Raw genomic sequence first — 22120 nt, 5'->3', positions numbered from 1 at the left:
TACTTAACCTTCTGTTTGCTGTGAGAGTTGTGCAATCAGGCTGCGTTTTAACTCGCTTTGCTGCTCGGCGGTTAATGCATCATCTGCTGCGTTGGATATTAAGAAAAAGTCTTCGGCACGCTCGCCGATAGTAGTAATTTTTGCAGCATGGATATTGACCCCGCATTGCTGGAATACCTGGCCAAGATCGCAAAGCAGGCCTGGCGTATCCAGCGCGGCGATTTCCAGCATGGTCCGGTGTTTGGTATTACCAGGTAAAAACACCACCTTGGGTGGCACACTAAACTGGCGCATCTGGCGAGATAGCCGCGGCTTTTGCCGTGATAAATCCGGTTTGCCAGCAATAAACTGCTCCAGCGCCTTCTTGATACTTTGCTGGCGACTGGGCGAGGTCACCGCTTCACCGTTTTGCTCCAGAATGACAAAGGTATCCATGGCAAAGCCATCTTTATTGGTCATAATCTGGGCGTCGTAAATATTAACCTTTTTACTGTCTAAGGCTGCCACCATCCGCGCAAACAGGCCAGCCTGGTCGCGGGTATAAACAAAGACCTGGGTGCCGCCTTTAATCGGCGCCTTGCTAACCAGCACCAGAGGTTCATTGGGATCTTTGTGCCGCAGAATATGTTCGGTATGCCAGACAATTTGCTTTGGGCTGTAACGGGCAAAATAATCGGCTTTGATCCGGCTCCACAACTGTAGGATCTCACTTTCGATAAAGCTTTGTTTTATCAGCAGTGGCAGGGCTTCGGCCTGGTTTTCACGGATCAGATCGCGCAGATCCATCGGTTTTTCCAAACCGCGGCGAAAGGCTTTTTGGGTTGCTAAAAACAACTCACGTAACAGTGAGCCTTTCCAGTCGTTCCACAAATTATCGTTGGTGGCGCGGATATCGGCCAGCGTCAGGCAATACAGATAATTGAGCCGGGTTTCATCGCGCACCTTTTCGGCAAATTCGGCGACCACTTGCGGGTCATGAATATCGCGGCGCTGTGCCGTCACCGACATTAACAGATGGTTTTCGACTAACCAGGCAATCAGCTTGCTGTCAAAGTCACTGAGTTTATGCAGCTTGGCAAATTCGCGCACATCCATGGCGCCCAGTTCGGAGTGATCGCCGCCGCGGCCTTTGGCAATATCGTGGAAGATCCCGGCCAGGTACAGCAGCTCCGGTTTCTCCATTTTTTTGACAATATCGGAGCAAAGCGGAAATTCGCTGTCATGCTCTGGCAAGCTGTACTTATACAGGTTTTTTAACAGCCGGTGCGTATGCTCATCCACGGTGTAGGCATGAAACAAGTCGAACTGCATCTGGCCTTCGATATTACGCCACTGTGGCAGATAAGCGGCCAGAATGCCGTAGCGGTGCATCAGGGTAATGGCTTTGTCCATGCCGCGCGGGTGGCGCAGTAGTGCCAGAAACAACTGGCGACAGGCTTCATAATCCTGCAGGTCACCCATCAAACGCCGCCGCACCTGGCGAATCAGTCGGATCGTCGTCGAGTGCACGCCGGTAATATTGGAGTTATTGGCAATATGCCAGAATAGCCGCAGTAAATTATCACGCTTGGCAAAGACCGCATTATCACTGGCTTTAATCAGATGGCCATGTAATTCAAAGTAATCGTCCAGTTGGCTGACTTTAACTTTTTGCTGCGAATTCAGAATGCTGCCTTCAAAGTGTTGTAACAGCATTTCGTTCAGTTCGCTGACCCGCTGTACGGTGCGGAAAAACCGCTTCATCATCCGCTCGACCGAGGCCTTACCATCGGCACCAAAACCCAGCCGTTCGGCGGCAGCTGGCTGATAATCGAACAGGATCCGGTTTTCGTTACGGCCAGCTTCCAAATGCAGCGCAAAACGCATTTGCCACAGATAAGCCTCACACTCCATCAGTTCCTGATATTCATCTTCCGTCAGGTACTGATAGGCCACCAGTTCGCGCATGGTACGGGTATTAAAGTGTTTTTTGGCGACCCAACCGATGGTCTGGATATCACGCAGTCCGCCCGGGTTGGCTTTCAGATTCGGTTCCAGGTTATAGGCAGTGCCATGATACTGGGCATGGCGCTGTTGCTGTTCATGCCGTTTCGCCTGAAAAAACGCCTGACTGGTCCAGAAACTCTCACTCATCGCAGCTTCGTGCAACTCGTTAAACAGTTGCTTATTGCCAGTGAGCAGCCGCATTTCCAGCAAATTGGTGGCAATGGTAATGTCTTCTTTGCCCAGACTCAGAGTTTCTTTTAGCGTGCGGACACTGTGGCCGACTTCCAGCCGCAGATCCCACAGCAGTGTAATAAAGCGGCCGATGGCTTCGTGCTGCGCGCTGCCGGGCCTTTTTTCGACCAGCAGTAATAAATCGATATCGGAATAGGGATGTAGTTCGCCACGGCCATAACCGCCAACGGCTAGCAGGCTGATACTTTTATCTTTTGCCAGATCGCAGTATTGCCACAGCTGCAGCAGTACCTCATCGACGAAGCGGGCGCGGGCTTTGACCAGTGCATTAATTGGCTGGCTGTGAAAGGCGCGGGCCTGAAATTCCTGAAATTCTGCGAAGTGCTTTTTATAGGCATCCAGGGAGTACCGCTCGGGCAGGGGGCGGTTAAAACTTAAGACCTGACTCAAGAGGAACTCCTTATGCTGTGTTGTGTTAGGTTACTCTGCGGTAACAATCCGGTCGATGGTGTCATCGCTGCGCAGCGTTAAAATTTCGCAACCGGTATCGGTGACCAGAATGGTATGTTCAAACTGGGCGGATAAACTGCGATCCTTGGTAACGACTGTCCAGCCATCTTTTAACAGTTTGCTATGACGGGCACCGGCATTAATCATCGGCTCAATGGTTAAACACATGCCACTCTTTAGCACCTCACCGGTTCCCGGTTTACCGTAATGCAGTACCTGCGGCTCTTCATGGAACACGGCGCCGATACCATGACCACAGTATTCACGCACCACCGAGTAGCTATGTTTTTCGGCATGTTGTTGGATCACATAACCAATATCACCGAGGCGGGCACCGTCTTTGACTTTCTTAATCCCAAGGTACATCGCCTCCTGGGTGATACGGATCAAGCGCTCAGCCAGAATGCTCGGTTTGCCCACCACAAACATCTTCGAGGTGTCACCGTGATAGCCATCTTTAATCACGGTAATATCGATATTGATAATATCGCCGTCTTTTAGCACCTTGTCGCCAGGGATACCGTGACAGATCACATGGTTTACCGAAGTACAGATGGATTTTGGAAAACCGTGGTAGTTTAATGGTGCCGGTACAGCCTGCTGCACATTAACAATATAGTCATGGCAGATAGTATTCAGCTCGTCGGTAGTGACACCGGCTTTAACATGGGGTTCGATCATTTCCAGCACTTCGGCGGCCAAACGACCTGCAATGCGCATTTTTTCTATTTCGGCCGGAGTTTTAATCGGTGCTGTCATGCTTGTTCTCTCTAACTTATCGCGCGGATATCGCCGTGCATCTTGAAATCCATTGGCGCTAAACTGCTGTTTATTTGCCCATCAGATTGTATTTAATACGGCATTATGGTATAAAGCGCGCCGCAATTTCGCAAATGGCATTGTACCCTAACTTAGCGCCGGAGTGCTGTAGCTTTACAGAATTTCTGGTTATAAGTGAGTCGTTTTTGACGTTAGCAAACTGCAAAACACTTAATTAAACAACACACATGCATCGACACGTATTCCGGGGTGCCTGGTGAAAACCGGGTCGGCATATGGGATGCATGGAGGCCTAACCCCTAAACAGGAAAATTATCATGGCAAAAGTTTCAATGCGCGACATGCTCCAGGCGGGCGTACACTTCGGTCACCAAACCCGTTACTGGAACCCAAAAATGAAGCCATTCATTTTCGGCGCCCGTAACCGTGTACATATCATCAACCTGGAACAAACTGTTCCAATGATGAATGACGCCCTGGCTTTCATTCAGCAAGTATCAGCGAAAAAGGGCAAGATCCTGTTCGTAGGTACCAAGCGCGCTGCCTCAGAAGCGATCAAAGAAGCCGCAGTTAAAGTTGACCAGTTCTACGTAAACCACCGCTGGTTAGGTGGTATGCTGACTAACTGGAAAACTGTTCGTCAGTCAATCAAGCGTTTAAAAGACCTGGAAGCACAAAGCCAGGACGGTACTTTCGACAAGCTGACCAAGAAAGAAGCTTTAGACCGTACCCGTGAGATGGACAAGCTGGAAAAGAGCTTAGGCGGTATCAAAGAGATGGGCGGCTTACCGGACGTACTGTTCGTTATCGACGCTGACCACGAGCATATCGCGATCAAAGAAGCCAACAACCTGGGTATTCCGGTAGTAGCTATTGTAGATACTAACTCAGATCCTAAAGGTGTTGACTACGTAATCCCTGGTAACGACGACGCTATCCGCGCTATCCAGTTATATCTGGGCGCTGTTGGCCAGGCGATCCAGGAAGGTCGTGACAAAACCATCGAAGTCCAGGCTGAAGCCGAAGCCTTCGTTGAAGCAGAATAATTATTCTGTCATCAGCCGGGTGTAAGCTCGGCTGAGATTCAGGATCACTTTGCAACAGGGGCGTCTCGCCCCTGTTTGTCTGAACTAAATTACGAGGAAGCTCCCATGGCTGTAACTGCCGCATTAGTAAAAGAATTACGCGAGCGCACTGGCGCTGGCATGATGGATTGTAAAAAAGCGCTGGAAGAAACCGCAGGTGATATCGAAGCGGCAATCGACGCTATGCGTAAAAGCGGCTTAGCCAAGGCTGCCAAGAAAGCCGGCCGTATCGCTGCTGAAGGCGTGGTATTAACCCGCGTTGCTAACGGTGTTGGTCTGGCGATTGAATTTAACTGCGAAACTGACTTCGTAGCCCGTGACACCAGCTTCCTGGCCTTTGCCAATAGCGTTGCTGATCTGGCCCAGGCTCAGAACATCGACAACGTTGAAGCGCTGTTAGCCGCTGATCTGAACGGTACTTCTGTGGAAGATACCCGTGCTACTCTGGTAGCCAAAATCGGTGAAAACATCAACGTACGTCGCATTGCCAAAGTTGAAGGCGCGGTGATTGGCCAGTATATCCACTCTGGCCGCATTGGTGTATTAGCTGTGCTGGAAGGTGGTAACGAAGATATCGCTAAAGACGTAGCAATGCACGTTGCAGCGAATAACCCAGGTTATGTTAACCCGGAAGACGTATCTGCCGAAGTGGTAGAGCGTGAGCGTCAAATCCAGGTTGAAATCGCAGTTAACTCAGGCAAGCCACAAGAAATCGCTGAGAAAATGGTTGCCGGCCGGATGACCAAGTTCACTGGCGAAGTGAGCTTAACTGGCCAGCCATTCGTGAAAGATCCGTCAATCACCACTGGCGAATTCCTGAAGCAAAACGGCGCGAAAGCCATTTCTTTCATTCGTCTGGAAGTAGGCGAAGGTATTGAGAAGAAAGAAGAAGACTTCGCAGCTGAAGTTGCGGCTCAGATCGCTGCTGCTAAGAAGTAATTTGCGCTTTAGCAAATGGCGTAAAAACGCTAAAATAACCGCGACCTAAGTCGCGGTTTTTTTTTGCCCGGCTCGCATACACCCAAAAGCCTTGCAGATCCGGGTAGCCAACACCCCCGCCTTTGCAAGGAAAAAGGGTATAACTGCATAACAACACCAACAGCACTAGGGGTAACCATGAGTATCAATCCAAAACCAATGTATCGGCGCATCCTGTTAAAACTCAGTGGCGAGGCCCTGATGGGGGATGAGGGCTTTGGTATCGATCCTAAGGTGTTGGATCGGATGGCTCAGGAAATCAAAGAATTAGTCGAACTGGGCGTGCAGGTCGGTATCGTCATTGGTGGCGGTAATATCTTTCGTGGCGAAGGTTTAGCCAAAGCCGGTATGAACCGTGTTGTCGGCGACCATATGGGCATGTTGGCTACCGTAATGAACGGCCTGGCGATGCGTGATGCCCTGCACCGGGCGTATGTCAACGCGCGGATGATGAGCGCCATCCCATTAAACGGCGTCTGTGATGCCTATAGCTGGGCTGAGGCCATCAGTTTATTAAAATCGGGCCGGGTAGTCATTTTCTCCGCCGGTACCGGTAACCCGTTCTTTACTACGGATTCAGCTGCCTGTTTACGCGGTATCGAGATTGAAGCCGATGCAGTTTTAAAAGCCACCAAGGTGGACGGCGTTTATTCTGCGGATCCGGTAAAGGATCCTGCCGCGACGCTATACAGCCAACTGACCTATAACGAGGTATTGGATAAAGAACTGAAGGTCATGGATCTGGCGGCCTTTACTCTGGCTCGTGACCATAATCTGCAAATCCGCGTCTTTAATATGAACAAACCTGGCGCGCTGAAGCGGGTGATTATGGGTGAGGCCGAAGGCACAACCATCGACCATCAGGAAAATTTACAGTAAACTAGCCGGCCTAATGGCGCCGTTGGCGCCACAGCTGGATCAATAAAAGGATAACGATCGTGATTAACGACATTATTGCTGATGCAAAAGTCCGGATGGATAAAAGCGTAGAAGCGCTGAAAAGCCAACTTACTAAGGTTCGCACTGGCCGGGCCCACCCCAGCTTGCTGGACGGTATTCAAGTGTCGTACTACGGTGCCGACACCCCGTTACGCCAGGTTGCTAACGTGTCGATTGAAGACTCTCGTACGCTGGCGATCACCGTATTTGATAAAAGCCTGACCCAGGCGGTAGAAAAAGCCATTATGGCCTCGAATCTGGGATTAAATCCGATGTCAGCCGGTACTGTGATCCGGGTGCCATTACCACCGCTGACCGAGGAGCGTCGTAAAGATCTGGTCAAGCTGGTACGTGGCGAAGCGGAAGGCGGCCGGGTTGCTGTGCGTAATATTCGTCGTGATGCCAATGCTGACTTTAAAGCCTTACTGAAAGATAAAGAAATCAGTGAAGATGATGAGCGTAAAGCTGCAGATGAAATTCAAAAGCTGACCGATATCTTTGTAAAGAAAATCGATGAAGTGTTAGCGGAAAAAGAGCGGGAGCTGATGGAAGTCTGATTGTAGACTTCTGTTGCTACTGTTCGGTTGAATACTTAAAAAAGCGCCGTGCCAGTTTTACTTCGCGGCGCTTTTTGTTAAGCGCAAGCTGAACTCTGCAACGGGAACAGCTGACTAAGCGGTTTATGGCACTATTCTTACACAGGTTTTACGGATGACTGGAGTAACCCAGCTAAGACAGCACAGCTTGCCGCAACATGTGGCAATTATCATGGATGGCAATGGACGCTGGGCCGAGCGGCAAGGTAAGCCGCGGGTCTGGGGCCATAAAAAAGGTGTGGAAGCGGTGCGGCGTAGTGTTAGTTTTTGCCGTGAGTTGGGCATCCAGTCGCTGACGTTATTTGCTTTTAGCAGTGAAAACTGGCGGCGGCCGGAAGATGAAGTCAGTACGCTGATGCAGCTGTTTTTAATGGTGTTGCAGAAAGAAGTCAAAGCCCTGCACAAGCATAATATCCGGTTAAAAATAATTGGTGATTTATCGGCATTTAGCGATAAGCTGGTACAAAGTATCCGCAAGGCAGAGCAGTTGACGGCGGCAAATACCGCCATGACGCTGAATATTGCGGCTAATTATGGTGGGCGCTGGGATATCGTCGCAGCCAGCCGAAAATTGGCGGAGCAGGTACAAAGCGGCACTTTGCAGCCAGCGCAAATTAATGAGCAGCTACTGGGTAGCCAGATGCAAATGGCGGAGCAACCGGAGCTGGATCTGTTGATCCGTACCGGTGGCGATTTACGCATCAGTAACTTTTTGCTGTGGCAGGCCGCTTATGCGGAGCTGTGGTTTACCGAAACCTTATGGCCGGATTTTGATCAGCAGGTATTCTCTGAAGCCATTGCCGCCTATATCAACCGGGAGCGCCGCTTTGGCTGTACTGGTGCCCAGATCCGTGAGCTTGCCGCTATCAATAATAATAAAGGATAAGCATATTGTTTAAACAACGTCTGATAACAGCCCTGATCCTGGCGCCACTGGCGCTGGCAGCGGTATTTTATCTGCCCCTGTATTTATTTGCTGCCGTGTTGTCTGCAGCCTTTTTACTCGGTGCTTGGGAATGGAGTGGTTTTTGTGGCCTGACTAATAAGCGTAGCCGGGCACTGTATGTGGTATTAACCGCCGCGCTAATGGCCTTGTTTTATGCCGTAACGCCACTTGGTCCCAACCAACTGGTGCTACATAACCTGCCGTTATTTTCAATTTTAATGCTTGGTGCCGCCTGGTGGTTACTGGCGATTGTGCTGGTATTAACCTTTCCGGCTAGTCAGCGGCTGTGGGCCAGCAGTGATTGGCGTCGCGCGCTAATGGGCTGGTGTACCTTGTTGCCGGCTTGGGCTGCATTGTTATATATCCGCGGTCTTGGTTACGAGCAGTCCTCTTTCTATGGTGCCTGGTTGATTTTCGCGTTACTGGGCCTGGTATGGGCCGCCGATATCGGTGGCTATCTTGTCGGTAAGCCCTTTGGTAAAACTAAGTTGTTGCCTAAAGTCAGCCCCGGTAAAACGCTGGAAGGTATGCTTGGCGGTCTTGGTTTTGTACTCTTGGTGCTGACGGCGTTACTGGTCTGGCGTGACTGGCCAGGCGTAAGCTGGCACTGGTATCTGGCTGCTATAGCGCTAACGGTATTGTCGGTATTTGGCGATCTGAGTGAGAGTATGTTTAAACGGGTGGCGGGTAAAAAGGACAGCGGTGCTTTTTTACCGGGACACGGTGGAATTTTGGATCGTATCGACAGCTTAACCGCCACAGCACCACTTTATGCGTTATTGCTGGCGTTTCTGGGTAACCAATTTTTATGAAGCAGTTGGTGATTCTGGGCGCAACCGGCTCTATCGGCTGCAGTACCTTATCGGTAGTCGCGGCACACCCGGATAAATTTCAGGTGCTGGCTCTGACGGCGGCGACCGCAGTCGATAAGCTATTCGAGCAGTGTCTGGCAGTAAAACCGCGTTTTGCGGCGATGCAGGATGACCAGGCTGCAGCTGAGCTAAAATTCCGCTTGCAACAAGCCGGGCTGACAACAGAAGTGTTATCGGGTACTGCCGGTTTAACGGCACTGGCGGCGCATCCGGACGCGGATATCGTGATGGCCGCTATTGTCGGTGCGGCCGGCTTGCTTCCAACCCTGGCGGCAGTTGAAGCCGGCAAAAAGGTTTTGCTGGCCAATAAAGAAGCGCTGGTGATGAGCGGTGGCCTCTTTATGGCCAAGGTGGCGCAGCATGGCGCAACCTTGCTGCCAATTGACAGCGAACATAATGCGATTTTTCAATGCTTACCTCCGGCACTGCAACAAGCGGCCAGCCAGGGTCAGTTAGCTGAGCATGGTATTAGCCGTTTGCTGCTTACCGGCAGTGGCGGCCCTTTTTTAACCCGGCCGTTGGACAGTTTCGCCGCTATTACGCCGGCGGAAGCGGTAGCGCATCCGAACTGGAGTATGGGCCAGAAGATTTCGGTTGATAGTGCCACCATGATGAATAAGGGGCTGGAGTTTATTGAAGCGCGCTGGTTATTCAACTGTGCGCCGCAAGATATCCAGGTGGTGATCCACCCGCAAAGCATTATTCACTCTATGGTGCAGTACAGTGACGGTTCAGTGCTGGCGCAGCTGGGACAACCGGATATGCGCACTCCTATCGCGCATGCTCTGGCCTACCCACAGCGGATCAGTAGTCCGGTTCCAGCACTGGACTTTAGTAAGTTGGCGGCCTTTACCTTTACCGAACCCGAGCCGGCGCGTTATCCCAATCTTTATCTCGCAATCGATGCCTGTGCAGCCGGACAGGGGGCGACCACAGCGCTCAATGCCGCCAATGAAGAAGCGGTAGCGGCTTTCTTACAGGGACAGTTGGCCTTTAACCGCATTAGTGAGGTTAACCAGCGCTGTCTGACAGAATTTGCGCACTATGACGCGCAGTGTCTGGATGCTATATTGGAGGTTGATCAACAAAGCCGTGCCTTTGCCCGTGCGCTAATAGGAAAGTTCTGATGTCTGCGTTGTTGTGGAACCTGCTCAGTTTTGTCGTTGCCCTCGGTGTATTGGTTACCGTACATGAGTTCGGTCATTTTTGGGTGGCACGCAAAAACGGTGTACTGGTAAAGCGGTTTTCGATTGGTTTTGGCAAGGCGTTATTTAGCTGGCGCGATCGTCAGGGTACTGAATTTGTGATAGCGGCTATTCCGCTGGGCGGCTATGTGCGGATGCTGGACGAGCGGATTGATCCGGTATTGCCGCAATTTCGGGATCTGGCGTTTAATCATAAGACAGTGCGGCAACGGATGGCGATTATCGCTGCCGGACCAGGCGCTAACTTTATTTTTGCGATCTTTCTGTTGTGGTTGATGTATCTGATTGGCGTACCGGAAGTGAAACCGGTATTGGCAGGCGCAGCGCCGCAGTCTATCGCTTATCAGGCCGGGGTGCGGCCGGATGAACAAATCCTGGCGATTAATGGCCGGCCAGTACGGGATATCCGCAGCGCCAATCTGTTACTGGTTGAGCAGTTGGGGCGGCCGCAAATCCGCTTGCAACTGCAGCAGCGCCAGACGCTGGCTGAGCGCGAACTGGTATTAGATACCCGCAACTGGCAATTTAACCCTGACCAACAATCGGTGTTTCAAAGTCTTGGCTTAAAGATGCTGTTGCCGGAGGCGACAACAACGCTGGCGCAGATCGCACCTGATTCTGCCGCCGAGCGCGCCGGTCTGCAGGCTGGCGATACAGTATTGGCTATTGATGGTGAGACCATTAGCGAATGGTCGCAGCTGGAGCAACGGATCCGCAATAGCGCGGAGCGCGAGTTAGTGTTACAGATCAGCCGTGCCGGCGAGCTGTTGGAACTGCGGGCGGTACCGCAGTTAACCACAGCGGCAGATGGCTTTAGTCAGGGTTTGTTAGGGGTCGTGCCTCAGGTATCGCCCTGGCCTGAGGGGCTGCTCTATACCCAACGTTATGGCATACTGGCTGCTATTGGCGAAGGCGTTGCTCAAACCTGGCAGTTGACGCGCCTAAGCTTTGCGATGATTGGTAAGCTGCTTACCGGCGATGTGTCGGTGAAGCATCTGAGCGGTCCTATTTCAATAGCGCAGGGGGCGGGCACTACGGCCAGTATCGGTTTAATTGCTTTCCTGTCCTTTATGGCACTGATCAGTGTCAACCTGGCGGTTATCAATTTATTGCCGCTGCCTATTTTGGATGGCGGCCATTTAATGTATCTTGTGGTGGAACTAATACGCGGTAAACCTGTCTCTGAGAGAGCGCAGGAAATAGGTTTTCGCTTCGGTGCTTTAGTCCTGCTGATGTTAATGGGAATTGCGCTGCTCAACGATATTTCTCGTTTGTAATAAACTAATCATAAGTAGTTCAAATAATGACAATTAAGCGATTAGTAGCTGCGATCTTGCTTGCTACAGGCAGCCACTCAGTGTTTGCTGAAGAATCTTTTACGGTACAGGACATTCAGGTCGAAGGTCTGCAACGCGTTGCCTTGGGTGCGGCGCTAAATAATTTGCCTTTTACCATCGGTGACACCGTTAGCGACTATACCCTGTCCCGTAGTATCCGCACGCTTTACAGTGCGGGTCACTTTGATGATATCCGGGTATTTCGTGATGGTAACACCGTCATTTACCGTCTGCGTGAACGGCCTACTATCAATAATATCGAGTTCAAAGGGAACAAAGATATTAAGGATGAACAGCTAACAGAAAGCTTAACCGGCAACCGTATCATAGTGGGTGAGCCACTGGATAAGACGATTCTGCGTAATATCGAGAATGGTTTAACCGAGTTTTACCATGGCGTCGGTAAGTATCAGGCCAAGGTTGAAGTTAAGGTGAATTACCTGCCGCGAAACCGGGTAAATCTGACTTTCGAGTTTGAAGAAGGTGATGCGGCCTCAGTACGGCAGATTAATATCGTCGGTAACAATATTTTCAGTAATGAAGAGTTGTTAAGCGTTGTTGAATCGAAGCAGGATATGCCGTGGTGGCGGTTCTGGACTTCCGACCGCTATCAAAAACAAACGCTGCAGGGCGATATCGAAAAAATTAACAGCTACTACCTGGATCGTGGTTATCTGCGTTTTGGCGTCGAGTCGTCTCAGGTCGCTGTCAGCCCCGATAAAACCTCAGTCTATGTCACACTCAACGTTACCGAAGGCGAGCAGTACAATATCAGCGATATTAACTTTGTCGGTGATTTGATTGGTCAGGAAGAAATTATCCGCGCCATAGTGCCGTTACAAAAAGGCCAACTGTATAACGGTGCCTTGGTGACCTTTACTGAAGAGAATATTGCCCGGGTACTGGCGCGCTTTGGTTATGCGAATTCGCGGGTCCGTACGATCCCGAATATCAATGACGATACCAAAGAAGTCGCCTTGACCATCAGTGTCGATCCGGGCAAGCGGGTCTATGTCAGACGGATCGATGTTAAAGGTAACGCCAGCACTAAAGATGAAGTTATTCGCCGTGAACTGCGGCAGATGGAAGGTGCCTGGTTATCAAATGATGCGCTGGAGTTATCAAAAGAGCGGATCCAACGCCTGATGTATATCGAAAAAGTGGATTTTGCCACCACTCCGGTCCCCGGTGTTGATGACTTAGTCGATATCGGCTTTACCATTAAAGAACAGCCATCAGGTAGTTTTAATGCCGGTATCTCTTACGGTAGTTTCCAGGGGTTGTCGTTCCAGATCGGTGTGGAGCAAAACAACTTCTTTGGTTCGGGTAATGCTGCTGGTATTAGTTTAAGCACTAACAAATACCAGAAGGGTGTCAGTTTATCTTTTACCGACCCGTATTTTACGCTGGATGGTGTCAGCCTGGGTGGCCAGTTATTCTATTCTGATGTGGACTACACCCGTGCCTCGTCTAACCTCGAAGCCTATAATCAGCGTCGTTACGGCGTTGGTGCCAATATTGGTTATCCGATCAATGAATATAACCGTTTAAATTTTGGCGGTAATGTCTCGGTAAACAAGATTAACTCGATTAACGAGTACGATCAGTTACGGCATTTCCGTGCGGTATTGCTGGATGCGCGCAATCCGGATGGCGGTTATAACTTCACTAACTATGAGCTAAGCGCTGGCTGGTTACATAGTACGCTGAACCGGGGCTTGTTCCCTACCTCAGGACGCATGGTAAATCTGACGTTGCGTGCGACGACGCCGAACTCGGATCTGCAGTACTACAAAACCATGTTCGAAGCGCAGCAATATATTCCGCTAAGTCGTGATCACCAATGGTCTTTCCGTACCAAGTTAGAACTGGGTTATGGTCAGGGCTATGGTAGCAAGAATGGCTATGACTTCACGCTGCCATTTACTGAGAATTTCTACGGTGGTGGTCAGAATATCCGTGGCTTTGAAAGCCGGATTATCGGTCCGCGAGCTATTTTCCGCTCCGCAACCTTTGTACCTGGGGTACCGGATCCTATTGGTGGTGGCAGCAGCTTCCCAACTGATCCGCAAAACGACACTTATAATGTGTCGACCCGGTCAATTGGTGGCAATGCGATGGCGATGTTAACACTGGAGTTAATTACGCCGACGCCATTTTTGAAAGAGGAAAATCGCAATTCAGTACGTACCAGTATTTTCATCGACGCTGGTAATGTCTGGGATACAGAATTTGATATTAATCGCTATGCCAATTTGGTACAGTTGCGTAGTGAAAACAGCCGTGAGCCTTTGCTTGTGGATTATTCTGATCCTAGTCTGATCCGCGCCACGGCGGGGGTTTCGGTACAATGGATTTCGCCAATGGGCCCTCTCACCTTCAGCCTGGCGAAGATCATCAAAAAGTACGAAGGCGATTTACAAGAAAACTTTAGTTTCAATATCGGTACAACATTCTAAAACATGACGGGAATCAAGATGTTTAACAGTAATTTATTTAAGTCTGCAGTCTTCGTAGTCGCGACAATGTTAGCTGCTGGCAGCCTGCAAGCAAAAGAAGTAAAAATCGGTTTCGTTGATGTACAGGCGGTTGCCGCCAGCATCCCGCAATCACAGCAAGTACAGGAAACTATCCGCACTGAATTCGCCGCGCGGATTGAACAAGTTAACAAGCTGGAACGTGATATCAATTTCAATATGGAAAAGGCGCGTCGTGACGGCCCAACCATGAGCGAAAAGCAACAGCAAGAACTGGCAGAAGCTATCAACAAGCAGCGTCAGCAATACGAAGAACTGGCCCGCCCATTGGATGAGCAAATTCGTCAGCGTCAGAACGAAGAGCGCAATCGTATTCTGGGTCTGATCAAAACCGCTATTGATGCTGTCGCTGAGCGCGAGAAATTCGATGTGGTATTAAACGCCAATGCTGCGGTGTATGCGAAACCAGAATATGACCTGTCTGAAAAAGTTATTCAGCAGGTTGGCAGAGCGAACTAAACTGTGATTTTATTATCTGTCTTAGCTGAAAAGCTGAACGCAGAGCTGATTGGAAACGCCGCTTGCGGCGTTTCTGCTGTTGCGTCCCTGGAAAATGCCGCAGCAGGTGAACTCAGTTTTCTGTCAAATAGTAAGTATCGTCCTTTTCTGTCCGAAACCAATGCCACTGCGGTTTTGATAAAAGCCGACGATGTGCCCTTTGTTGCGCCTGGCGTTAATGTGTTAGTGGTTGCCGATCCGTACGTTGCCTTTGCTAAGGCGGCGCAGTTATTGGATACCACGCCGGCCAGCGCGCAAACAGGTATTCACCCGACGGCCGTTATCGACCCCAGTGCCCACATTGCTGCTGATGCCGCCATCGGTGCCAAGGCCGTGATCTCAGCACAGGCGGTCATTGGTGCCGGTGCGCAGATTGGTGCCGGTTGCTTTATCGGTGAAGGGGCCGAGATTGGTGCCGCGACCAAAGTGTGGGCCAATGTTGCTATCTATCATCGTGTTAAGATTGGCCAGCGTTGCGTGATCCAAAGTGGTGCCGTGATCGGTGCCGATGGCTTTGGTTTTGCCAATGAACGTGGCCGCTGGCTAAAAATTCCACAGACCGGTTCGGTTCGGATCGGTGATGATTGTGAAATTGGCGCCAACACCTGTATCGACCGTGGCGCTATTGAAGATACGCTAATTGGCAATAATGTGATTATCGATAACCTCTGCCAAATTGCCCATAACGTGAAGATTGGTGACCATACAGCTATCGCTGGTTGTACCACTGTTGCCGGCAGTACTACTATCGGCCGATACTGTATAATAGGCGGCGCTGCCGTCATTAACGGTCATATTGAAATTTGTGATGGTGCCCAGGTTTCCGGTATGGCGATGTTAATGAAACCGGTAACAGAAAAAGGCGTCTATACTTCAGGTTTACCAGCCACGACCAATGCCGAATGGCGTCGTAACACGGCGAAATTACGGCAGATTGATCAGCTGTATCAGCGGGTTAAACAACTAGAAAAACAATTTGCAGCCAGTGGTGAAGACACCCCTGCTGCCACAGAGGATTAATTTTGGCTAATCAACTTAATAGCCTGGATATTCAGGAAATTATGGCATTGTTGCCGCATCGTTATCCGTTTTTGTTAATTGATAAAGTGCTGGATTATACGCCGGGTGAAAGTCTGACCGCGGTGAAAAATGTCACCATGAATGAGCCGGTATTTACCGGGCATTTCCCGGGGATGCCAATTTTCCCGGGCGTACTGATTCTGGAAGCCCTGGCGCAAGCTACCGGTATTCTGGGTTTTAAAACCGTCACAGAGCGTAGCGACAACGAGCTGTATTTGTTTGCGGCCATTGATGAAGCGCGCTTTAAAAAGCCGGTAGTACCAGGTGATACCATGATCCTGGAAGTGAAGTTCCTGAAGGAGCGGCGGAACATGTGGAAATTCTATGGCGAAGCCAAGGTCGACGGCCAGGTAGTGTGCTGCGCTGAACTGATGTGTGCCAGAAGAGAGATGTAACGTGATCCATGCTACCGCGGTAATTGAAGCAAGCGCTAAAATTGGTCAGAACGTAAAGATCGGGCCCTTTTGTTATGTCGGCCATGATGTCGAACTGGGTGATGACTGTGTATTAGAATCGCATGTCGCCATCAAAGGACCGTCAAAGATTGGTAAAGGTAATCACTTTTATCAATTTGCCAGTATTGGTGAAGCCTGTCAGGATAAAAAATATAAGGGTGAGCCAACGGAGTTAGTGATTGGCGACTATAACGTATTCCGTGAGGGCTGTTCGGTGCACCGCGGTACAGTGCAGGATAAAGGCCAGACCATCATCGGAAGCCATAACCTGTTTATGAATACCACCCATGTCGCGCATGACTGTGTGATTGGCAGTCATGTTATTTTTGCCAGTGGCGCGCAGGCGGCCGGTCATGTGCATATTGGTGATTGGGCGATCTTAGGTGGCATGACCGGCGTGCATCAGTTTGTGCATATCGGTGCCCACAGTTTCTGCGGTGGTGGCTCTATTGTATTAAAAGATGTGCCGCCTTACCTGATGGTGCATGGTTCACCTTGCGTACCGGCGGGTATGAATACTGAGGGCTTAAAGCGCCGCGGTTTTAGCGCTGAAGTGCTGTTAGAACTGCGCCGGGCCTATAAAGAAGTCTATCGTAAAGGCCAGACGGTACCTGAAGCTTTAGCTGCCTTAGCGGATAAAGCGGCAGAGTTCCCAGAGCTAAAAGTCTTTACCGATTTTATTGCCAATGCCAGCCGTGGTATTGTGCGTTAACGCTTACTGTAGCTTAGAAAGCGCGCTTTAATGGCGCGTTTTTTATTTGAAGGTTTAACTCGCCGTCACTAGCCGTTAAGATAGCAAACCTTTCTAAGAATAATAGCGTGACGCTTAGCACAGAACTCAGGAAAAGACCGCCGGATGATGGTTCAACAGACACCCCCGTTAAAAATTGCGCTGATTGCCGGTGAGCATTCCGGAGATATTCTCGGTGCCGATTTGATTACAGCGCTAAAACAGCGCTACCCGGATGCAGAGTTTTTTGGTATTGGCGGCCCGCGGATGCAGGCACTCGGCTTTCGGGCCTTGTTCGAAATGGAAGAGCTGGCGGTGATGGGGTTGGTCGAAGTATTGGGCCGGCTCAGACGCTTGCTGCAAATTAAGAAAGACATCACAGCCGCTATTCTGGCTGAGCAACCCGCAGTATTTATAGGTATCGATGCACCGGACTTTAATCTGCCGGTCGAGTTGGCATTAAAGCAACAAGGCATTAAAACCGTGCATTATGTCAGCCCTTCGGTCTGGGCCTGGCGCCATAAACGGATTTTTAAAATTGCCAAAGCCACCAATATGGTGTTATCGCTATTACCCTTTGAAAAAGCCTTTTACGACCGCTATCAGGTGCCTTGTACCTTTGTCGGCCATACCCTTGCTGACAGCATGCCGCTAACGGTAGATAAAACCACGGCCAAAGCCGAATTGGGACTAGATCCGTTAAGGCCAGTGCTGGCGATTATGCCAGGCAGCCGGACTAATGAAATCAAACTGCTGGCGCCGGATTTTCTAAAAGCTGCAGCGTCGCTGCAACAGCAAAATCCACAGTTACAGCTGGTGACCAATATGGTCACCGCCGAAAAAGCGGCGCTTTGGCAAAGTATTAAAGCGCAGGTGGCGCCTGAGCTTGAGATCAGCGAATTTACCGGCCAGGCGCGGCAGGTATTACTGGCCGCAGACAGCACCTTTATTGCTTCCGGCACCGCGACTTTAGAAGCCATGTTAGCAAAATGCGCGATGGTCGTAGGCTACCGCACCAACTGGCTAACCTATCAGATCGCCAAGCGACTGGTGAAACTGCAGCATGTCAGCCTGCCAAATTTACTGGCTGGACGTGAGCTGGTGACTGAACTGCTACAGGATGCCTTAACAGTACCGGCCTTGCTGCAGGCGATGCAACCGCTGGTCGCGGGTGCACCAGAGGCATTGCTGGCCGAATATCAGAGCTTACATCAGGTATTGCGTCAGAATGCCAGTCAGGTTGCCGCCGCAACCATCGCTGAGGTGATGGCGCCATGAGTTATCAAAGGCCCGACGTTAAGTTAATCGCTGGTGTCGATGAAGTAGGGCGCGGCCCTCTAATTGGTGCTGTGGTAACGGCAGCAGTGATTCTGGATCCGGCGCAGCCGATCCTGGGATTAAATGACTCAAAAAAACTGACCGAGAAAAAGCGTCAGCTGCTCGCTGAAGAAATTAAAGCCAAGGCGCTGTGCTGGGCGCTGGGCCGGGCCGAGCCGGTGGAAATTGACCAGCTAAATATCCTGCATGCCACCATGCTGGCGATGCAGCGCGCAGTGGCCGCTTTGGCGATCCAGCCACAGTGGGTGCTGATTGATGGTAACCGTTGTCCGGCGCTTGCGATGCCGTCCAGTGCCGTCGTCAAAGGTGATAGTCTGGTAGCGGAAATCAGTGCCGCCTCGATTCTGGCCAAGGTAGCGCGCGACCAGGAAATGGCCGACTTGGATCAGCTGTACCCACAGTTTGGTTTTGCCGCCCATAAAGGTTATCCAACTGCGGCACACCTGCAAGCCATTAGCGAACACGGCATTTTGCCGGCGCACCGGCGCAGCTTTAAACCGGTGCGGCTGATCGCTGAGCAGCTGGAGGCCAGTCGCTGATGAGTGAACCGCGTTTTATCCATTTACGGGTGCATAGCGACTTTTCAATGGTCGATGGCCTGGCCAAAACGAAACCTATTATCAAAGCTGCGGCAGCGCAGGGTATGCCTGCCTTGGCGCTGACCGATCAGATGAACTTCTGTGGCTTGGTGCGTTTTTACAGTACCGCGCATGAAGCAGGCATCAAACCGATTATCGGCGTCGATTGCTGGGTGCTACATCCGCTGTTCCCGGGTGAAAGCAGCCGGTTGCTGCTATTAGCAGCGGACAATGCTGGTTATCAGAATTTAACCCAGCTGATATCTAAAGCTTATTTGCGTGGCCATGTCGATGGCAAGCCACAGCTGGAGCATGACTGGCTGGCCGAGCACAGCAGCGGCATTATTGTATTATCCGGTGGCAAAGATGGCCCGCTGGGCAAAGCCTTACTAAAAGAAAATCCGCACAGTGTCAGAGCGCTGGTGGATTTTTATCAGCAGTATTTTGCAGAGCGGTTCTATCTGGAGCTGATACGCACTAATCGCCCGGATGAAGAGCGGTATTTACAAAAGGCGGTGCTACTGGCCGAGACTGAGCAGTTACCGGTGGTGGCGACCAATGAAGTCGTATTTTTAAAGCCGGAAGACTTTGCCGCCCATGAGATCCGGGTGGCTATTCATGATGGTTTTACGCTGGATGATAAGCGCCGGCCAAAAAATTACTCCGCAGAACAATATCTGCGTAGCAGCGAGGAGATGGCCGAGCTGTTTGCCGATCTGCCGGAGGCGCTGGAGAACAGCGTGGAAATTGCCAAACGCTGTAATGTTACCATCCGGCTTGGCGAATACTTCCTGCCGGCCTTTCCAACTGGCGGTTTGTCCGATGCTGATTATCTGGTACTGAAATCACGTGAGGGTCTGGAGCAGCGCTTATTACAGCTGTTTCCGGATGAGCAGATCAGAGCGGCGCGGCGCGGCGAATATGACGAGCGGCTGCAGATTGAACTCGATGTGATTAACCAGATGGGCTTTCCCGGCTACTTCCTGGTGGTAATGGAGTTTATTCAGTGGAGTAAGGATAATGACATTCCGGTAGGTCCGGGCCGGGGTTCCGGTGCCGGCTCGCTGGTGGCTTATGCGCTAAAGATCACAGATTTGGATCCGCTCGAGTTTGACCTGCTATTCGAACGCTTTCTAAACCCTGAGCGGGTGTCGATGCCGGACTTCGACGTCGACTTCTGTATGGATCGCCGCGATGAGGTGATCGATCACGTCGCCGAGCTGTATGGCCGCGAAGCGGTATCACAGATTATTACGTTCGGTACCATGGCCGCCAAGGCGGTGATCCGCGATGTTGGCCGGGTACTGGGCCATCCTTATGGCTTTGTCGATCGCATTTCAAAATTAATTCCACCAACGCCCGGCATGACGCTGGAGCAAGCCTTTAAAGAAGAGCCACGCCTGCCCGAGCTGTATGACTCGGATGAAGAAGTCCGCGATCTGATTGATATGGCGCGCCGGCTGGAAGGCGTAACCCGCAATGCCGGTAAGCATGCTGGTGGTGTGGTGATAGCCCCAACCAAGATTACTGATTTCTCGCCGCTTTATTGCGATGAGCATGGCCAGAACCCGGTTACCCAGTTTGATAAAAACGATGTCGAATATGCCGGCCTGGTCAAATTCGACTTCCTTGGCCTGCGCACTCTGACCATTTTGCAGTGGGCGGTGAATATGGCGAATGCCCGGCTGCGCAAGGAAGGCAAGCCGCTGGTCGATATTAACAGCATTCCACTGCAGGATAGCAAAAGCTATCAGATGCTGATGCGGGCCGATACCACCGCCGTATTTCAGCTGGAATCGCGTGGCATGAAGGATCTGATCCGCCGCCTGCAGCCGGACTGCTTCGAAGATATGATTGCATTGGTGGCATTATTCCGGCCGGGGCCGCTGCAATCGGGCATGGTAGATAACTTTATCGACCGTAAACGCGGCCGGGAAGAAATCTCCTATCCGGATGCCACCTGGCAGCATGAGTCGTTAAAACCGATTCTGGAACCGACCTACGGTATTATCCTGTATCAGGAACAGGTAATGCAGATCGCCCAGGTCTTGTCCGGCTATTCGCTTGGCGGTGCCGACTTATTACGCCGCGCCATGGGTAAGAAAAAGCCGGAAGAAATGGCCAAGCAGCGCGATACCTTCCGCGACGGGGCGGTACAAAACGGTATTGATCCCGAGCTGGCGATGAAAATCTTCGATTTAGTAGAGAAGTTCGCCGGTTATGGCTTTAACAAGTCACACTCGGCCGCCTATGCACTGGTCTCCTACCAAACGCTGTGGATGAAAGCGCATTACCCGGCTGAGTTTATGGCCGCCGTAATGTCGGCTGATATGGACAATACCGACAAGATCGTGACGCTGGTGGATGAGTGTGAGCGGATGCAGCTGACACTGATCCCGCCGGATGTCAATACCGGCCAGTACAAGTTTACCGTTAACGAGCAGGGACATATTGTTTACGGTATCGGCGCCATTAAAGGCGTCGGTGAAGGCCCGATTGAAGCCATTATTGAAGCGCGTAATCAGCATGGCAGCTTTAGCGACCTGTTTGATTTCTGCGCCAAGGTCGATTTAAAGCGGCTAAACAAAAGAGTGATGGAAAAACTGATCCTGTCCGGTGCCATGGACCGGCTGGGTCCGCCACTGGCTAAAGGTCAGCATGCCGGTCCGCAGCGGGCTATTTTGATGGCCAATCTGGAAGAGGCGATGCGGGCGGCGGAGCAACATGCCAAGGCGCAGGCGGTGGGACAGGACGATCTGTTTGGCTTATTAGCAGCAGATAATGACACCAGCAGCAGTAGTTATAAGCTGGTACCGCTGTGGCCGGATGAAATTTGGCTGGATGGTGAGCGCGAGACACTGGGCTTATATTTAACCGGCCATCCGATCAATCGCTATCGCGATGAGCTCAAGCATTATGTGAACTGCCGGCTGGTTGAACTTCAGCCTACCAAGAAAGATCAAAGCATTCAGGTTGCTGGCCTGGTCGTGTCGGTGCGGGTGATGATTAACAAAAAAGGCCGGCGCTGGGCTATTGTGACACTGGATGATAAGTCAGCCCGGCTGGATGTACGCTTTTTCCCGGAACAGCTGGAAAGCTTTGAACATTTGCTGCAAAAAGACCAGATCTTAGTTATAACCGGACAGGTCAGCTTTGATGATTTTAATGGTGGCCTTACAATGTCCGGCCGCGATGTCAGCGAAATTACCGCTATGCGCGAAAAATCGCTGAAATCTCTGAATATCACTGTACAATCGCAGCAGATAGACCAGAATTATCTGCAAAAGCTACAAGACGCGCTGGCGGAGTATCGTGCCGGTACAGTACCGGTTTATCTTTGGTATCAGCGCGAGGAAGGGCAGGTCAGACTGCAGTTAGGGACAGCCTGGTGGGTGACGCCCGCCGACGCCTTGTTGCATCAGCTTAAGCAGCTGGCGACAATAGAATTGGAATTTAACTAATTTAGGTAGTGATAGTC

At 51.0% G+C, this 22120-nt stretch carries 18 protein-coding genes; 16 read left to right on the top strand and 2 right to left on the bottom strand.

What is annotated here, in order from left to right; genetic code table 11:
• Positions 1 to 3: 3 nt before the first annotated feature.
• Both glnD and map read right to left on the bottom strand, forming a co-directional pair.
• On the bottom strand, positions 4 to 2628 hold the full coding sequence (gene glnD / locus A9165_RS08280; protein ID WP_065955550.1) for a [protein-PII] uridylyltransferase: 2625 nt from the start codon (positions 2626 to 2628) through the stop codon (positions 4 to 6).
• Between the two features lie 30 nt (positions 2629 to 2658).
• Entirely contained in the window at positions 2659 to 3447 is a 789-nt protein-coding gene (gene map / locus A9165_RS08275; RefSeq protein ID WP_065955549.1) for a type I methionyl aminopeptidase, read from the bottom strand.
• Positions 3448 to 3785: 338 nt separating this feature from the next.
• Here map and rpsB point away from each other — a divergent pair, with 338 nt between their 5' ends.
• From rpsB to dnaE, 16 genes are all read left to right on the top strand, one after another.
• A complete protein-coding gene (rpsB, locus tag A9165_RS08270) occupies positions 3786 to 4514 on the top strand; it encodes a 30S ribosomal protein S2 (protein ID WP_008607395.1) in 729 nt (242 codons plus the stop codon).
• A gap of 105 nt (positions 4515 to 4619) precedes the next feature.
• A complete protein-coding gene (tsf, locus tag A9165_RS08265; protein WP_008607397.1) occupies positions 4620 to 5492 on the top strand; it encodes a translation elongation factor Ts in 873 nt (290 codons plus the stop codon).
• Between the two features lie 177 nt (positions 5493 to 5669).
• Positions 5670 to 6410, top strand: a complete 741-nt coding sequence (gene pyrH, locus A9165_RS08255) for a UMP kinase (RefSeq protein ID WP_008607399.1) — start codon at positions 5670 to 5672, stop codon at positions 6408 to 6410.
• Positions 6411 to 6469: 59 nt separating this feature from the next.
• Positions 6470 to 7027, top strand: a complete 558-nt coding sequence (frr, locus tag A9165_RS08250; protein WP_008607400.1) for a ribosome recycling factor — start codon at positions 6470 to 6472, stop codon at positions 7025 to 7027.
• A gap of 154 nt (positions 7028 to 7181) precedes the next feature.
• Entirely contained in the window at positions 7182 to 7952 is a 771-nt protein-coding gene (uppS, locus tag A9165_RS08245) for a polyprenyl diphosphate synthase (protein ID WP_065955548.1), read from the top strand.
• A 5-nt stretch (positions 7953 to 7957) separates the two neighbouring features.
• Complete coding sequence (locus A9165_RS08240) at positions 7958 to 8824, top strand: phosphatidate cytidylyltransferase (protein WP_065955547.1); 867 nt, start codon at positions 7958 to 7960, stop codon at positions 8822 to 8824.
• Entirely contained in the window at positions 8821 to 10011 is a 1191-nt protein-coding gene (gene ispC, locus A9165_RS08235; protein WP_065955546.1) for a 1-deoxy-D-xylulose-5-phosphate reductoisomerase, read from the top strand. The genes A9165_RS08240 and ispC overlap by 4 nt, the downstream gene beginning before the upstream one ends.
• Complete coding sequence (gene rseP / locus A9165_RS08230) at positions 10011 to 11366, top strand: sigma E protease regulator RseP (protein WP_065955545.1); 1356 nt, start codon at positions 10011 to 10013, stop codon at positions 11364 to 11366. Before ispC ends, rseP begins: the two co-directional genes overlap by 1 nt.
• Before the next feature lie 26 nt (positions 11367 to 11392).
• Positions 11393 to 13885, top strand: coding sequence for an outer membrane protein assembly factor BamA (gene bamA, locus A9165_RS08225; RefSeq protein ID WP_065955544.1), 2493 nt, complete (start codon positions 11393 to 11395; stop codon positions 13883 to 13885).
• Between the two features lie 18 nt (positions 13886 to 13903).
• On the top strand, positions 13904 to 14422 hold the full coding sequence (locus tag A9165_RS08220) for an OmpH family outer membrane protein (protein WP_008607406.1): 519 nt from the start codon (positions 13904 to 13906) through the stop codon (positions 14420 to 14422).
• Positions 14423 to 14425: 3 nt separating this feature from the next.
• The gene (gene lpxD, locus A9165_RS08215) at positions 14426 to 15481 is read left to right on the top strand and encodes a UDP-3-O-(3-hydroxymyristoyl)glucosamine N-acyltransferase (RefSeq protein WP_065955543.1); all 1056 of its coding nucleotides are present in this window, start codon (positions 14426 to 14428) and stop codon (positions 15479 to 15481) included.
• A 2-nt stretch (positions 15482 to 15483) separates the two neighbouring features.
• Positions 15484 to 15936, top strand: coding sequence for a 3-hydroxyacyl-ACP dehydratase FabZ (fabZ, locus tag A9165_RS08210; RefSeq protein WP_008607408.1), 453 nt, complete (start codon positions 15484 to 15486; stop codon positions 15934 to 15936).
• 1 nt (position 15937) lies between these two features.
• Positions 15938 to 16708, top strand: a complete 771-nt coding sequence (gene lpxA, locus A9165_RS08205) for an acyl-ACP--UDP-N-acetylglucosamine O-acyltransferase (RefSeq protein WP_065955542.1) — start codon at positions 15938 to 15940, stop codon at positions 16706 to 16708.
• 144 nt (positions 16709 to 16852) lie between these two features.
• Positions 16853 to 18004, top strand: a complete 1152-nt coding sequence (lpxB, locus tag A9165_RS08200; RefSeq protein WP_008607410.1) for a lipid-A-disaccharide synthase — start codon at positions 16853 to 16855, stop codon at positions 18002 to 18004.
• Complete coding sequence (gene rnhB, locus A9165_RS08195; protein ID WP_065955541.1) at positions 18001 to 18603, top strand: ribonuclease HII; 603 nt, start codon at positions 18001 to 18003, stop codon at positions 18601 to 18603. The genes lpxB and rnhB overlap by 4 nt, the downstream gene beginning before the upstream one ends.
• Positions 18603 to 22103, top strand: a complete 3501-nt coding sequence (gene dnaE, locus A9165_RS08190; protein ID WP_065955540.1) for a DNA polymerase III subunit alpha — start codon at positions 18603 to 18605, stop codon at positions 22101 to 22103. Before rnhB ends, dnaE begins: the two co-directional genes overlap by 1 nt.
• Positions 22104 to 22120: the final 17 nt, after the last annotated feature.

Source organism: Alishewanella sp. HH-ZS, assembly GCF_001704375.1.
Lineage (GTDB): Bacteria > Pseudomonadota > Gammaproteobacteria > Enterobacterales > Alteromonadaceae > Alishewanella > Alishewanella aestuarii.
This window is presented reverse-complemented; position numbering and strand designations above follow the sequence as displayed.

Bases quoted from the DNA above. Each gene is read 5' to 3' on its own strand.
- map (WP_065955549.1), bottom strand. From the start codon at position 3,447: ATGACAGCACCGATTAAAACTCCGGCCGAAATAGAAAAAATGCGCATT.
- rpsB (WP_008607395.1), top strand. From the start codon at position 3,786: ATGGCAAAAGTTTCAATGCGCGACATGCTCCAGGCGGGCGTACACTTC.
- tsf (WP_008607397.1), top strand. From the start codon at position 4,620: ATGGCTGTAACTGCCGCATTAGTAAAAGAATTACGCGAGCGCACTGGC.
- pyrH (WP_008607399.1), top strand. From the start codon at position 5,670: ATGAGTATCAATCCAAAACCAATGTATCGGCGCATCCTGTTAAAACTC.
- uppS (WP_065955548.1), top strand. From the start codon at position 7,182: ATGACTGGAGTAACCCAGCTAAGACAGCACAGCTTGCCGCAACATGTG.
- ispC (WP_065955546.1), top strand. From the start codon at position 8,821: ATGAAGCAGTTGGTGATTCTGGGCGCAACCGGCTCTATCGGCTGCAGT.
- rseP (WP_065955545.1), top strand. From the start codon at position 10,011: ATGTCTGCGTTGTTGTGGAACCTGCTCAGTTTTGTCGTTGCCCTCGGT.
- bamA (WP_065955544.1), top strand. From the start codon at position 11,393: ATGACAATTAAGCGATTAGTAGCTGCGATCTTGCTTGCTACAGGCAGC.
- A9165_RS08220 (WP_008607406.1), top strand. From the start codon at position 13,904: ATGTTTAACAGTAATTTATTTAAGTCTGCAGTCTTCGTAGTCGCGACA.
- lpxB (WP_008607410.1), top strand. From the start codon at position 16,853: ATGATGGTTCAACAGACACCCCCGTTAAAAATTGCGCTGATTGCCGGT.
- rnhB (WP_065955541.1), top strand. From the start codon at position 18,001: ATGAGTTATCAAAGGCCCGACGTTAAGTTAATCGCTGGTGTCGATGAA.
- dnaE (WP_065955540.1), top strand. From the start codon at position 18,603: ATGAGTGAACCGCGTTTTATCCATTTACGGGTGCATAGCGACTTTTCA.